At 59.1% G+C, this 14,349-nt stretch carries 14 protein-coding genes; 8 read left to right on the top strand and 6 right to left on the bottom strand.

Translation table 11 applies throughout. The features are described from left to right. Positions 1–54 precede the first annotated feature (54 nt). Both mazG and ACTF58_RS02470 read left to right on the top strand, forming a co-directional pair. Entirely contained in the window at positions 55–876 is an 822-nt protein-coding gene (mazG, locus tag ACTF58_RS02475; protein ID WP_438990384.1) for a nucleoside triphosphate pyrophosphohydrolase, read from the top strand. 78 nt (positions 877–954) lie between these two features. Continuing rightward, on the top strand, positions 955–1,965 hold the full coding sequence (locus tag ACTF58_RS02470) for a Fe(3+) ABC transporter substrate-binding protein (RefSeq protein ID WP_438990383.1): 1,011 nt from the start codon (positions 955–957) through the stop codon (positions 1,963–1,965). 49 nt (positions 1,966–2,014) lie between these two features. On the opposite strand, the gene ACTF58_RS02465 is transcribed toward ACTF58_RS02470, so the two are convergent. Beyond that, entirely contained in the window at positions 2,015–2,899 is an 885-nt protein-coding gene (locus ACTF58_RS02465; RefSeq protein WP_438990382.1) for a hypothetical protein, read from the bottom strand. A 117-nt stretch (positions 2,900–3,016) separates the two neighbouring features. Here ACTF58_RS02465 and ACTF58_RS02460 point away from each other — a divergent pair, with 117 nt between their 5' ends. Continuing rightward, a complete protein-coding gene (locus ACTF58_RS02460; RefSeq protein ID WP_438990381.1) occupies positions 3,017–3,958 on the top strand; it encodes a nucleoside hydrolase in 942 nt (313 codons plus the stop codon). Beyond that, the gene (locus ACTF58_RS02455) at positions 3,955–4,401 is read left to right on the top strand and encodes a GNAT family N-acetyltransferase (protein WP_438990380.1); all 447 of its coding nucleotides are present in this window, start codon (positions 3,955–3,957) and stop codon (positions 4,399–4,401) included. The genes ACTF58_RS02460 and ACTF58_RS02455 overlap by 4 nt, the downstream gene beginning before the upstream one ends. Here the strand turns inward: ACTF58_RS02455 and ACTF58_RS02450 are convergent. Next, positions 4,398–5,291, bottom strand: a complete 894-nt coding sequence (locus ACTF58_RS02450) for a DMT family transporter (protein WP_438990379.1) — start codon at positions 5,289–5,291, stop codon at positions 4,398–4,400. The two genes, ACTF58_RS02455 and ACTF58_RS02450, sit on opposite strands and share 4 nt — an antisense overlap. Before the next feature lie 228 nt (positions 5,292–5,519). Between ACTF58_RS02450 and ACTF58_RS02445 the strand changes: the two genes are divergently transcribed. The 3 genes from ACTF58_RS02445 to eno all read left to right on the top strand — a co-directional run bounded on the left by ACTF58_RS02445 (position 5,520) and on the right by eno (position 8,654). Beyond that, the gene (locus tag ACTF58_RS02445) at positions 5,520–5,930 is read left to right on the top strand and encodes a Fur family transcriptional regulator (RefSeq protein ID WP_438990378.1); all 411 of its coding nucleotides are present in this window, start codon (positions 5,520–5,522) and stop codon (positions 5,928–5,930) included. A gap of 303 nt (positions 5,931–6,233) precedes the next feature. Beyond that, the gene (locus ACTF58_RS02440) at positions 6,234–7,124 is read left to right on the top strand and encodes a DMT family transporter (RefSeq protein WP_438990377.1); all 891 of its coding nucleotides are present in this window, start codon (positions 6,234–6,236) and stop codon (positions 7,122–7,124) included. A 255-nt stretch (positions 7,125–7,379) separates the two neighbouring features. Then, positions 7,380–8,654 carry a phosphopyruvate hydratase gene (eno, locus tag ACTF58_RS02435; RefSeq protein WP_438990376.1) on the top strand — a complete coding sequence of 425 codons (1,275 nt, stop codon included), beginning with the start codon at positions 7,380–7,382 and terminating at the stop codon, positions 8,652–8,654. 145 nt (positions 8,655–8,799) lie between these two features. On the opposite strand, the gene ACTF58_RS02430 is transcribed toward eno, so the two are convergent. Together ACTF58_RS02430 and dksA are read right to left on the bottom strand one after the other, a co-directional pair. Next, positions 8,800–9,987 carry an FAD-dependent monooxygenase gene (locus tag ACTF58_RS02430; RefSeq protein ID WP_438990375.1) on the bottom strand — a complete coding sequence of 396 codons (1,188 nt, stop codon included), beginning with the start codon at positions 9,985–9,987 and terminating at the stop codon, positions 8,800–8,802. 75 nt (positions 9,988–10,062) lie between these two features. Further along, positions 10,063–10,485, bottom strand: coding sequence for an RNA polymerase-binding protein DksA (gene dksA, locus ACTF58_RS02425; RefSeq protein WP_271437231.1), 423 nt, complete (start codon positions 10,483–10,485; stop codon positions 10,063–10,065). A gap of 184 nt (positions 10,486–10,669) precedes the next feature. On the opposite strand from dksA, the gene ACTF58_RS02420 reads away from it, so the two are divergent. After that, positions 10,670–11,509, top strand: a complete 840-nt coding sequence (locus ACTF58_RS02420; protein ID WP_438990374.1) for an AAA family ATPase — start codon at positions 10,670–10,672, stop codon at positions 11,507–11,509. A gap of 198 nt (positions 11,510–11,707) precedes the next feature. On the opposite strand, the gene soxB is transcribed toward ACTF58_RS02420, so the two are convergent. Then, entirely contained in the window at positions 11,708–13,405 is a 1,698-nt protein-coding gene (soxB, locus tag ACTF58_RS02415) for a thiosulfohydrolase SoxB (protein ID WP_438990373.1), read from the bottom strand. Positions 13,406–13,512: 107 nt separating this feature from the next. After that, positions 13,513–14,349: a sulfur oxidation c-type cytochrome SoxA gene (gene soxA, locus ACTF58_RS02410; RefSeq protein ID WP_438990372.1), complete on the bottom strand. Its 837-nt coding sequence runs from the start codon at positions 14,347–14,349 to the stop codon at positions 13,513–13,515.

Below are 14,349 nucleotides of genomic sequence, written 5' to 3'. Positions count from 1 at the left end.
TCCCCCGCCCGCTGCATTACCCTGCCACTCAATCTCAAACGAAAGGCAGGCGCAATGGCTGACGATACGCTTATTCACTCTCCAAACGGCGGCCTCCCACGCCTGCGCGCAATCATGCGCGCCCTGCGCGACCCCGAAACAGGTTGCCCGTGGGATATCGAGCAGAGCTTTGCCAGTATTGCGCCCTATACCATCGAGGAGGCCTATGAGGTCGCCGACGCCATCGAGCGCGAGGCATGGGACGAGCTGAAAGGCGAGCTGGGCGATCTTTTGTTCCAGTCGGTCTTTCACGCCCAGATGGCCGAAGAAGCGGGGCTGTTTAACCTCGATGAGGTCGCCGACACCATGTCTGACAAAATGGTCGCCCGACATCCTCATGTCTTTGGCACAGAGAGCCGCGATAAATCTTCCGAACAGCAGACCCGCGACTGGGAGGCGATTAAGGCCGCCGAGCGCGCTGGAAAGTCCGAGAAAGGCACGCTGGATGGCGTCGCGCTCGGGCTGCCCGCGCTCTTGCGCGCCCACAAGCTGCAAAAGCGCGCGGCCCGTGTCGGCTTTGACTGGCCCTCTGCCCGCGAGGTTCTCGACAAAATTCTTGAAGAATCCCAAGAGCTTGTCGAAGCGCAGGCCGAGGCCGACCCCGCGCATATTTTAGAGGAATACGGCGATCTGATGTTCGTCATGGCCAATCTGGGCCGTCACCTTGGCGTTGAGCCTGAGGCTGCCCTCCGCGCCGCCAATGCCAAGTTCGAGCGCCGCTTTGGCCGCGTCGAAGCCCTGCTCGCCGCGCGCGGCAAGCGCCCCGACGAGAGCGATCTTGCCGAGATGGACGCGCTCTGGACCGCCGCCAAGAGGGAAGAGCGCACCCCTGAATAATACCTGATATAAAAATTCAGGTATTGACCTGACAAAAAAAGTCAGGATAAAACCGCTTCATCAGAAACGGAGACTCACATGACGCCCCTACCCAAATTTGCTCTCAGCCTCGCAGCCCTCGCAATGGCCACGCCCGCGCTCGCCGAGGAGGTAAATATCTACTCCTACCGCCAGCCCGAACTGATCAAACCGCTGACAGACGCCTTCACCGCCGAAACAGGCATTGCCGTCAATGTCGCCTACCTTGAAAAAGGCATGGTTGAGCGCCTCCAAGCCGAGGGCAAGCGCTCCCCCGCCGATCTTATCTTCACAGTCGATATCTCGCGGCTGCACGCCGCCGTCGAGGCGGGGCTCACCCAACCCGTCACAAGCGACACACTCACAGCCAATGTCCCCGCGATCTACCATGATCCAGAAGGCCACTGGTGGGGCCTCACAACCCGCGCCCGCATTGTCTATGCCAGCAAAGACCGCGTGGCCGAAAGCGATGTGACAACCTATGAAGACCTCGCCGATCCCAAGTGGAAGGGCCGCATCTGCACCCGCTCGGGCACCAATGCCTATAATGTCGCCCTCACCTCCGCCGCGATCTATCATCACGGCGAAGAGGCCGCCAAAACATGGCTCGAAGGTCTCAAATCCAACCTCGCCCGCAAACCCCAAGGCAATGACCGCGCCCAAGTCAAGGCGATCTGGGCAGGCGAATGCGACATCGCCATCGGCAACACCTATTACATGGGCCAGATGCTCGCCGACCCCGAGCAAAAAGACTGGGCCGACAGCGTCAATGTGCTCTTTCCCGTCTTTGAAGGCGCCGGCACGCACGTCAACATCTCTGGTGTCGCCATGACAAAAGCCGCCCCAAACAAAGACAATGCCTTGAAAATGATGGAATTCCTCACCTCGCCGAAAGCACAGGAAATCTATGCTCACGCAAACTATGAATACCCCATCGCCCCTGGCACAGAAGCCGATACGCTGGTCAAAAGCTGGGGCGGCTTTGTCGCCGATCCTGTCAATCTGATGGATCTCGCCCGCCTGCGCGATGAGGCGCTCAAGCTCACAGAAACAGTTGATTTTGACGGCTAATCCCTTGGCCGACAAACACCTGAGGCGCCCCCCTTCGGAGCGCCTTTTTTTAGGGGATGAGCGTCACACCCTCCATCGCCCCGATCTCTTCCAGATCCTGCGCATAGCGCGCCGCCAGCGCCTCTGATTGCGCCGCCGAAAACCGCGCAAAGCCACGGTCTTCTGCCTGATCGGCATATTGCGCAATCACAGCCTGCCACGCCTCGCGCTCAAGCTCTGTTCCCGCCTGATATATCCCCTGCAAATGTTCGAGCGCCGCATCCGTCGCGCTGACATTCAAGTCTTCCTCAGGCTCCACATAAGCCTCAGGCTCGGCGCCCAAAAGGCGCGCCAAAAGTGCCGAGCTCTCCCCGCGCGCGCCATATTCAATCACAGTGATCGCCGCGGGCTTCAGCACATTTTGCACGGCCTTGATCGTATCAGGCCAGCCCCCAGAAAAATCCGTCATTGTCTGGGCAATAGCCTCAAAAGGCTCCACAGAATTGTCCTCGGCGTGCTTGCGATACCCCGAGACAAACAGCTCCTCATAGGAGCGTATCACCAATAAAATATGGGCTACCTCGGCTTCAATCGCCTCAAGCCCACCGCGAAAGGCCAAAAGCCGCTTGCGCCGCGCAGGGTAAAGACGCCCAGAAAAGAAATGAACGATCAATCCCAGCACATTTTCATCCGAAAGAATAAGCCCGCCACTGTCCCCTGTCACATGACGCATAAGGGTCTTGGTCACTTTGGCGGTAAACTCGGGCAAATCCTCTTTGCTGTGGCGCGGTTTTGGCAGGCGCAGATGCAGCATCCCCCCTGGCGCTCCGTCCCGCCCGGGATAGGCAAGATCATAACCTTCGGCCTCAAGCTTTGAACGGTTGGCCGCAAGACAGAGCTGAAAACTCGATGTCCCCGTGCGATGCGCCCCCGCATGAAGATATAATTTACGCACTATGTTCACCCCCTCAAATCACGCTGCAAGTTTCGGCTAGTTTGCGCCAATTTGCAATGCTTGGCTGGACAGTGCGCAGAACTGTTGCCAAGGTCGCTCAAACTTTTGGAGGCCCCGATGAGCGCACGTAAAATCATTATTGATACCGATCCGGGGCAGGATGATGCCGTGGCGATCCTTCTGGCGCTGGCCAGCCCCGAGGCGCTGGATGTGCTCGGGATCACCTGTGTCGCAGGCAATGTCCCCCTGCCCCTGACAGAGAGAAATGCGCGCATTATCTGTGAGTTGGCAGGAAAACCTCATGTTAAAGTCTTCGCAGGCTGCGACAGGCCCTTGGCGCGAAACCTCGTCACAGCCGAGCACGTCCACGGCAAAACAGGCCTTGATGGCCCCGTCCTGCCAGAGCCGACCATGCCCTTGCAAGACGACCATGCCGTTGATTTCATTATCAATACCCTGCGCAGCGAGCCGTCCGGCACGGTCACACTCTGCCCCCTCGGCCCGCTCACCAATATCGCGACAGCCTTCCAGCGCGCCCCCGATATTGCCGCCCGCGTGGCCGAGATCGTGCTCATGGGCGGGGCTTACTTTGAGGTCGGCAACATCACACCCGCTGCCGAGTTCAACATTTACGTTGACCCTCAAGCCGCTGATATTGTTTTTAAATCTGGCGCGCCCATAACAGTCATGCCGCTTGATGTGACCCATAAGGCCCTCGTCACCAAAGAGCGCAACGACGCCTTCCGCGCCATTGGCTCCCCCGTCGGGGTCGCCGTCGCCGAGATGACAGAATTCTTCGAGCGCTTTGACCGCGAGAAATACGGCTCCCTCGGAGCGCCCCTTCATGACCCCTGCGTGACAGCCTACCTTTTGCAGCCCGATCTGTTCAAAGGCCGCAAGGTCAATGTCGAAATCGAAACGCACTCCGAGCTGACCCTCGGCATGACGGTCGCCGACTGGTGGCGCGTCACAGACCGCGCGCCCAACTGCACCTTTATGGGCAGCATCGACGCCGAAGGCTTCTTCGCCCTCCTCACAGAGCGGCTGGCCCGCCTATGAACCTGCTTCATCTCGCCGGTCTGGAAGACATGGAAAAGCTTCTGCCGCTGGTCGCCGGCTTTCATGCCCACCACAACATCTCCCTGTCAGAGGATGAGCGCCGCGCCGCCCTCACACCGCTCCTTGAGGGCATCCCCCACGGAATGGTTTACCTCATCGGCCCGCGCAAAGCCCCTGTCGGCTATATCGTGATCACTTTGGGCTATTCGGTCGAGCTTGGCGGGATCGACGGCTTTGTCGATGAGTTTTTCATTCGCGAGAAAATCCGCGGTCGCGGCATGGGCTCCGAAGCCCTCACAACGCTTCTCCCCGCCCTCAAACAGCACGGCGTCAAAGCCCTGCATTTGGAAGTCGCGCGCGACAACGAGCGCGCCCAGAGTCTCTACAAACGTGCAGGCTTTGAAGCGCGCGAAACCTATATGCTGATGACCCGCACGCGCTAGCGCGCAAGGCGCGGCTTGCGGTTGATCAGAAGAAGCCCGACGGCGACAAAACAAAGCCCGCCAATGATCTCGACCCCGATCTCCTCGCCCAACACAAGCCAGCCCAGCGTCACGCCACAGACGGGCGAGAGAAAGCTGAACGAGGCCACGCCAGAGGCGGGATAAATCTTGAGCAACACAAACCAGAAGAGATACCCAAAGCTCGCCACAGCCAAAACCTGAAACACAAGCCCCGCCCAATGGATCGGCGCCAGCTCCCGCGTCAGCGGCCCAAACAGGGGCGCAAATGCAAACAATAGCAACATCGACACCCCGAGTTGCCAGACAAGCTGCACTTCAGGCCGCTCCTGAGAGACAGGGTGCAGCCGCAAAAACAAGGCAATCCCGCCCCAGCCAAGGGCGGCCCCCAGCGCCAGAAGATCGCCCACAAGGCTCGCCTCTGCGCCGTCATAAGGCTTGGCCAATACCCAGACAACACCCGCCATCGCCAGCAAAAGCCCAATCGCACGCGGCGCGCGCATCTGCTCCCCCGGCAACAGAAAATGCGCCGCAAGCGTGAGCCAGACAGGCATCGAGTAAAAGATAATCGAGGCGCGCGACACCGTGGTGTAATCCAGCGCCAGATAGAGACAGACAAATTCGAAGGTGAACAGCAGGCCCAGAACAGACCCCGGAAACAGCAGATCCCGCCGTATCCCGTGATGCAGCCCGCGATAGCGCATCCACGCCAGCATCACCAGAAAGGCAAAAGCCGAGCGCAGCCCCGCCATGAAAATAGGCTGAAAGCCCCCGTTGCTCAGCTTAATCACAACCTGATTAAACCCGAGCACCAAAGCAAAAACAGTCAGCGCCGCCGCGCCCGCCATGTCGATATGAGATTTACGCTCCATGCGGCCATCTGCTCAGCCCGCCGCACCAAGGTCAAGAGGCCAAACGCCTGGCCTGACACCGCTCCTAGGCTGCACGCGCCCACGCTCGCCCCTTTCGGCCTGCCCTTCACACTGACAGAGCCGACAAACCGTCCAAACCATGCAAAGACAGCTCACGTATAGCGCCAACCCACTGGTCAAAAGCCGGGAGCTGGGCTAAACCCGCCCCACGCCAAAAAGAGCCACGCCATGACCGATACAATTATTTCCCGCTGCGAAGCCAAAGGCCTGCGCATGACAGGACAACGCCGCATCATTGCGGCCGTGCTGCAAGACTCAGATGACCACCCCGATGTCGAAGAGCTCTACGCCCGCGCCGCCGCATTGGATGCCGGAATTTCAATCGCCACGGTCTATCGCACTGTCAAACTGTTTGACGAAGCAGGCATCCTCGACAAGCTGGAGTTCGGCGATGGCCGCGCCCGCTATGAAGATGCCGAGCGCGAGCACCATGACCACCTGATTGATATGAATTCAGGCGAGGTGATCGAATTTGTCGATGAAGAGATCGAAGCCCTGCAAGAGCGCATCGCCCAAAAGCTCGGCTATACCCTCAAAGGCCACCGCCTCGAGCTCTACGGCGTGCCGCTCAAAAAATAACACCGCCAGCGCCCGCCTGCCCCGCCGCGCGCGCCGCCGCAAGCCCCCCCCCGACCTCCTTTCTTTTTGCCTTAAATATCCAAACCCAAACCCCAAATCAGACGCGCCCTCGCCGTCTCGGCACAGGCGGGGCAGCGCGCTCGGGGAGAGCGCGAGAGGGGCGCGCCCCTCTCGCCCCCGCCGCGATTTGGCAAAGCCAAAGCGCAATCTCCCGCGCCGCCAAAACTCGTTAACACGCGAAAGAGCTTGCGCCGCCCGCCACTTTGCGTGAAGCAAGCCTCATAACATTTACGGACGCCCCCCATGAACAACCTGCGCGGTATTCTCCTTCTCACAGCCGCCATGGCGGCCTTTGCGATTGAAGACAGCTTCATCAAACACCTCACCCAAAGCCTGCCGCGCTGGCAGATTTTTATCTATCTCGGCGGCGCATCCGTGCTCGTTTTCGGCCTTCTGGCGCGAGCACAGGGCGTCAATGTCTTTGCGCGGCGCTATCGCACCAAGATCATCTTCTGGCGCACCCTGTCCGATACCATCGCCGCCGCCGCCTTCATCACATCACTCTGGCTCGTTCCGCTCTCCACAGTTGCGGCCGTGTTTCAGGCCACTCCACTGGCCATCACACTGGGCGCTGCGCTCTTTATGGGCGAACAGGTCGGCTGGCGGCGATGGGCCGCAATCCTCACTGGTTTCATCGGTGTCCTGGTGATCATCCGCCCGGGCCTCGCCGGCTTTGATCCCTCCGCCCTCTTCGTGCTCATCGCTGTGGCAGGCATCGCCGCGCGCGATCTGCTCACACGGCTTGTGCCCGCCAAGACCTCTTCCATGGTGGTCTCTTTTTATGGCTCAAGCGCCTTTATCTTCGCCGTCCCCCTGCTCATGCTCACGAGAGAGCCATATGTGGCCCTCACCGCAGACACGGAGCTCTTTCTTGCGATCGGGGTCTTTTTTGGCATCATCGGCTATTACATGATCGTCGTCGCCATGCGTATGGGAGAGGCCTCTGCCATCATGCCGTTCCGCTACACGCGCCTGCTCTTTTCAATCATCCTCGGCTATCTCGTCTTCAACGAATCCCCTGATGCCTTAACCTACATCGGCGCTACCCTGATCATCGCCTCAGGCCTCTATACGGTCCTGCGCGAACGCAAACTTGCGAAGACCTTGGCGAACAAGCCCGTTGTGGCGGCCTAAGTGACGGCCTGACGGCTTCGAATTTTCGCTGCGCGAAAATCCGACCCAAGCGAGAGGGGCTAGCCCCTCTCGCGCTCTCCCCAGGATATTTTTAGAAAGAGGAAGACCAAGCGGGGCAAAGGAGGGCACGACCTCGCTCTCAGACATGGCGCATCTGTGAGGCAGCTTAATAGCGTGATGTTGGCGCTACCGTCCTTGCGCGCAGCGCCACAACCCCTATGAACAGCACAACGCAACCAGAGGAACATTTTCGCCATGAGCATCATCATCGACATCCACGCCAGAGAAATCCTTGACAGCCGTGGCAACCCCACAGTTGAAGTCGATGTGGTTCTGGAGGACGGAACCATGGGGCGTGCCGCTGTGCCTTCGGGCGCGTCCACAGGCGCTTATGAGGCCTCCGAGAAGCGCGATGGGGACGCGGGCCGCTACATGGGCAAGGGCGTGCTTGAGGCCTGCGCCTCTGTAAATGGCGAAATCGCCGAAGCCCTGATCGGCATGGACGCCACCGAGCAAGAGCTGCTCGACGCGGTGATGATCGAGCTGGACGGCACGCCGAACAAATCCCGTCTCGGCGCAAACGCGATCCTCGGCGTTTCCCTCGCCGCAGCCAAAGCCGCTGCCGATTTCTGCTCCCAGCCCCTCTTCCGCTACGTCGGCGGCACCTCTGCGCGCACCCTGCCTGTGCCGATGATGAACATCATCAACGGCGGCGAGCACGCCGACAATCCGATCGATATTCAGGAATTCATGATCATGCCCGTCAGCGCGGAAAATATCCGCGACGCGATCCGCATGGGTGCGGAAGTCTTTCACACCCTCAAGAAAGAGCTGACCGCCGCTGGCCTCTCCACAGGCATTGGCGATGAAGGCGGCTTTGCGCCCAACATTGCTTCCGCCCGCGAAGCGCTCGACTTTATCCTGAAGTCGATCGAAAAGGCAGGCTACACGGCGGGCGAAGACATCTACCTCGCGCTTGACTGCGCCGCGACCGAATATTTCAAAGGTGGCAAATACGAGCTCAAAGGCGAAGGCAAATCGCTCACGCCCGCCGAAAATGTCAACTACCTCGCCGCGCTCTGCGCCGACTACCCGATCATCTCAATTGAGGACGGCTGCTCTGAGGACGACTGGGACGGCTGGAAAGCGCTCACAGACAAGCTCGGCGATACAGTCCAGCTCGTCGGCGACGACCTTTTCGTGACAAACCCCGAGCGCCTCGCCATGGGGATCGAGAAAGGCTGCGCCAACTCGATGCTCGTCAAAGTCAACCAGATCGGCACGCTGTCTGAGACGCTCAAGGCCGTCGATATGGCCCACCGCGCCCGTATGACCAACGTGATGTCCCACCGCTCTGGCGAAACCGAGGACGCAACCATCGCCGACCTCGCCGTCGCCACAAACTGCGGCCAGATCAAAACAGGCTCGCTGGCGCGCTCCGACCGGCTGGCGAAGTATAACCAGCTCATCCGTATCGAAGAGGCGCTCGGCGAAAGCGCGCACTATGCAGGCCGCTCAATCCTTAAATAATCGGCCCCGAACATGAAGCCGCCGTTCGCTCTCTTAACGAACGGCGGCTTTTTTGTGGTGTGCAAAAACCTGTTCAGCCGGTGCACGCCCGGTGCACGCATTGTGCACGCTTTTCACCCCCCCCGAATCAGCCGTTTTGCAAAAGTTAACGCCTGTTTTCTGGCGGCAGTTCTTTGGTAATGTCATAGCCGTAAAGCCAGTCAAACTGGCCCAGCATCCGCCGTGGCGCAAGCGCCCCGCCCAGCCTCAAAGCGCTATGGGCCGCAAAGCGCAGCGGGCCAAATCCGAGGTGATATTTCCAGGCGTTCCCCGTCGCCGTCTTGATGACTTTTTCCACCCGCGCCCGCCGCCAAAGCTGATAGCGCGCAAGCCCTTGCCCGAGGCCCGCAGCCCCCTGCAAAGCCGCGCCCATAGCCCAAGCGTCTTCCAGCGCCATAACCGCCCCCTGCGCCAGAAACGGCAGCGTCGGATGCGCCGCATCGCCCAGCAAAGCAAGCCCCTCGCCATGCCAATGCTCGGCCACAGGATGGCGGAACAACCCCCACAGCCTGACCTCCTCCACAGCCCCCAGCATCTCTTGCACCTCAGGTGCAAAATCCGCAAAGGCTGCGCGTAAATTGGCGGGGTCGTCCGCCTGCGTCCAGCTCTCCTCAAGCCAGTCGCGCTGCTCCTCCACAGCCACCAGATTGAGCAGCTCCCCCCCCCTCAACGGATAGCTCACAAGGTGTCGCCGCGGCCCCATATGAACCTGCACATCGCGCGCCCGGCCCCATCTGTTTGGCACAACAGCCCGCCACGCGGCATTGCCCGTAAAGAAAGGCGCACGCGCCCCGTTGAGCACAGGCCGCACAACCGAGTGCACCCCATCCGCCCCAACAACCAGATCGGCCTCCCGCCGCACGCCATTTTGCATGATGAGCGTCGCAGGGCGGCCCGCCTCGACGCGCTCAACCTTCTGCAAAAGCTGAATTTTGACACCAGCGGCGCGCGCCCCCTCCGCCAAAAGCGAGATCAGATCGGCCCGATGCACAAAGTGGTATTTCTGCGGCGCCATCTGCGTCAGATCAAGCCTGACAACTTCGGCCCCGCGATAATCCATCAGCCGCACAGTGTCCGCCAGCACAGCCCCGCTTTCCGCAAGCGCCGGCTCAAGCCCGATGGCGCGCAAGACAGCCAGCCCGTTGGGCGAAATTTGCAACCCCGCCCCGACCTCTTTGATCTCGCCCGCCTGCTCCAGAACGGTCACATCCGCGCCCCGCAGCGCCAGCACCCGCGCCAAAGCCAGCCCACCAATGCCTGCGCCAATAATATAGGTTTTCAAGCCCGTGATCATGCTTGCCTCCAAACAAAAAAGCGCCGGAACAGCCGCTCCGACGCCTTACTATCTCTTGTCAGCCCCATCCACAGCTCAATCGTCGCGGTGGACTTTCTCGCGGCGCTCATGGCGCTCCTGAGCCTCAAGACTCATGGTCGCAATCGGGCGCGCATCAAGGCGCTTGAGCGAAATCTGGTCGCCCGTGACCTCGCAATAGCCAAACTCGCCCTCTCCGATACGGCGCAAAGCAGCGTCAATCTTGGACACAAGCTTGCGCTGGCGGTCGCGGGTGCGCAGCTCTAGCGCGCGGTCGGTTTCCTCGGAGGCGCGGTCTGCCGCATCAGGAATGTTGCGCGTGCTCTCTTGCAGCCCTTCAATCGTATCGCGACTGCCTTCCAGCAATTCCTCGCGCCACGTGATCAGTTTTCTGCGAAAATACTCGAGCTGACGCTCGTTCATAAAAGGTTCGTCCTCAGCCGGACGATAATCATCGGGCAGAAAAAATTCTGCTTTCATTTCCTTTACCCCTACGTTTGAGCGAGTCAATGACACGGGTTACACTCCTACACTGCGCGCTTCTTCTGCGCCGCTCTTACCCCTAAGGAAGCTGATTGTCACTACCCCATAACATCAGATTGCGGTGAAATTGCGTCTCGGCTAGTTTGCCCTGGAAATCAACAATCAAGAAGGCAGTGCGCAGATGAGATTTGAAGGAACCAAGGCCTACATCGCCACCGAAGACCTCAAGACAGCCGTCAATGCCGCCGTCACGCTGGAGCGCCCGCTCCTTGTCAAAGGCGAGCCAGGCACAGGAAAAACAGAGCTTGCCCGTCAGGTGGCCAGTGCTCTGGGCCTCAGGATGATCGAGTGGAACATCAAATCCACCACCAAAGCCCAGCAAGGCCTCTATGAGTATGACGCCGTCAGCCGCCTGCGCGACAGCCAGCTTGGCGAGGCGCGCGTGCATGACGTTAAAAACTATATCAAAAAAGGCAAGCTTTGGGAGGCCTTCACCTCAGACGAGCGGGTCGTGCTCTTGATCGACGAAGTCGACAAAGCCGACATCGAATTCCCCAACGATCTCTTGCAAGAGCTCGACCGCATGGAGTTCCACGTCTATGAAACAGGCGAGACGATCCGCGCCCAAAACCGCCCCGTGATCATCATCACCTCCAACAATGAAAAAGAGCTGCCCGACGCCTTCCTGCGCCGCTGCTTTTTTCACTACATCCGCTTCCCCGATATGGACACCATGCGCCAGATCGTGGCGGTGCATCACCCCGCCATCAAAGAACAGCTGCTCACAACGGCCCTCACACAGTTCTATGACATCCGCGATCAATCGGGCCTCAAGAAAAAACCGTCCACCTCCGAGGTGCTCGACTGGCTCAAGCTTCTGCTCGCAGAAGACCTCACCCCCGAAGACCTCAAACGCGACGCAGCCAACGCTTTGCCCAAGCTGCACGGCGCCCTCCTCAAAAACGAGCAAGACGTTCATCTCTTCGAGCGCCTCGCCTTCATGGCCCGCCAGAAGCGTTAATCTGCCTTCGCACTTTCTTTTTGCCTCAAATATCCCGGGGGGATGAGACAAAAGCCGTCAGGCTTTTGTCTCTGGGGGGCTGGCCCCCCAGCGGGTCGGCGAAAGCCGAAACACCTCGCCCGAGACAGCAAAACGCCCGCGCAAATGACGCGGGCGTTTTTATTTTCAAATCGGCCAAATAAATCCGGTGCGCAGCTTTTACGCGCCCGTAACCTTCACCGATGTATTCTCTTCAAGCGTCACAGTGCCCTGTTTGCGAATGTGGTTTTCCACCACATCCCAAATCTGCGGTCCTTCGGTGCCTTCGTTGACGCTGGCCCAGCCCGCGACAACATAGTTTTTCGCAGGGTCAATCGCTTCGCCTGTCTTAAGCAGCGTCATATCCGAAATCCGCTCGCCCTGCGGCTTGCTCACGTCGATCTTGTAGCCCATGCCGCCGATGCGGACCATGTCCCCGCCCTGTTGGTAATAGGGATCAGGGTTAAAGAGGTTGTCGCCCACATCTTCAAGGATCACTTTGATAAACTCACCGGTCATCTCGGAGCGATAAGCCTCGCCGTAAGTCATTGAAGTTACGTTCCAAATGTCTTCTCGCGTGATCTCCTGACCCGGCAAGATGCTCGGTCCCCAACGCACGCCAGGGCTCATGGCGATGTCGGCTTCGCGCTCCGACATCAACGCATTGCAGATCAGATCATCCCAAGAGCCGTTGAAGTTCCCGCGACGGTAAAGCAGCGTGTCGGTCGTGCCGATCACTTCTTTGAGCTGGTCCTCATAAGGCGCACGCTGCGCATCAATCAGCGCCGCAACCTCTTGATCTGGCGTGATAACATCCGAGAAAATCGGGATCAGCTTGTGGCGGATGCCCTTCATCTCGCCGTCGCGCACATCCAGATCAACACGGCTGACAAACTTGCCGTTTGAGCCTGAGGCGATGATATGTGTCTTGCCCACAAGCACAGGCTCGGGCAGCGCGTCATGGGTGTGGCCGGAGAGGATCACATCAATGCCTTCAACATTGCCCGCCATCTTCTTGTCCACATCAAAGCCGTTGTGGCTCAAGACAACAACAAGCTCGGCGCCTTGGTCGCGCACTTCCTGCACCATGGCCGCCATATTATCTTCGCGGATCCCGAAAGAATACTCAGGGAACATCCAGCGCGGGTTGGCAATTGGCATATAAGGAAAGGCCTGCCCGATCACAGCGATCTTCACACCACCGCGTTCAAAGAACTTATAGGGCTTGAACAGCTCGGCTGGCTCGTCCCATTCGGCGTCAAAAATGTTCTGGCCAAGGGAGGTAAACGGCAGACTGGACACAAGCTCGTTCACGCGTTCGGAGCCGAGCGTAAACTCCCAGTGGAAGGTCATCGCATCCGGCTTGAGCGCGTTCATAACATTGACCATATCCTGCCCTTCGGTCTGATAGCAGGTGTAGGAGCCGTGCCATGTGTCACCGCCGTCCAGCAGCAGCGCATCAGGGCGATCAGCACGGATCGAGTTGATCACAGTGGCAACGCGATCAAGCCCCCCCACGCGGCCATATTGCTGCGCCAATGAGGTGAAGTCATTGTAGCTCAAGGCGTAGGCCGAGGGGCTCCCGTCGGCAATCCCGTAGAGCTTGCGGAAGTCAGCGCCCGTGATATGCGGCACATGGCCGTTGTTGACGCCCACACCGATGTTGACTTCTGGCTCGCGGAAGAAGATCGGCTTCATCTGCGCGTGAATGTCGGTCACGTGAATGAGGCTGACATTGCCATAGGTTTCAAACTCCAGCAGCTGGTCCTGCGTCAGCGCCTGCTGCGCCGCCAGACGGGCCCAATTGCCAAACCCGCTTGCGCCATAAAGCGCTGATGCGGCCATAGAAACTTGGAGAAAATCGCGGCGTGAAATCATGGCGGGAGAACCTTCCTTCGGGCATTGGCGGCAACATATGCACAAAACCTAATGCGTTCTGACAAAAAGAAACCCGCACCTCAGATGAGATGCGGGCTTCGGGTGTTTTAGTTACGGACAGATGGGCCTTCGATAGAAAGACCATTGCCGCGGCTTGCGACATAAAGCTCAAGGGCCACAAACTCTGGGCCACCCGGGCTGAATGTCTCGGCACGTGTATCGCGAACACAGCCTTTAAAGCGGCTGTGCGTGCCGTTCAGCTTGGCGTTTTTCAAGCGGTATGTCGGGAAACCGTTGATCTGGCCTTGGCTCAAATGGTCCGCGCGGATCATGTTGCCATAGTTGTCTTCGTGGCAGTTGGCGCAAGAGAGCTCGAGCTGGCCATAACGGGTGTAGTAAATCTCTTTACCTTTTTCCCATGTCGCTTTTGCCGGACCGTCGATGGCCACATTGACAGGCATTCCGCGAGAGACCGATGCGAGCAGTGCTTCCATCGGAATAGAGCCGCCTTTGTCTGTCTTCCAAGGCTCAGCGCCCATGCGGTTTTCACGACAATCATTGACTTGCATCTGGATTGTGCGCACTTCGCCAGCGGCCTCGTTCCACTTCGGATAAACAGCCTTAACGCCTGCCATCGCTTCAGCTTCGCCGTGACAGCTTGCGCAAGACTTGCCTTCGCTGCCTTCGACCGCGTTCCACATTTCGATACCCTGCTCGACAAAGATCATGCCGGGGTTGTCAAAATCGTCCATTTCCATGGCCTGCGTTTCGTCGGAACGAAAGTGCCAGCCAGACATCACTTCATCAAGAACGTCTGACAGGTGCTCAGGTGCTGGGGCTTTTGTGGTGATGGCAATATCGCCATTGATCACCAGCGTGTCATCGTCGGGGTCAGCCATGCCAAATGTTGGCAAAGCCAGCGCAACCGCGCCGATGAGGGACAT

The organism is Lentibacter sp., from assembly GCF_965657785.1.
Classification (GTDB): Bacteria; Pseudomonadota; Alphaproteobacteria; order Rhodobacterales; family Rhodobacteraceae; genus Lentibacter.
This window is presented reverse-complemented; position numbering and strand designations above follow the sequence as displayed.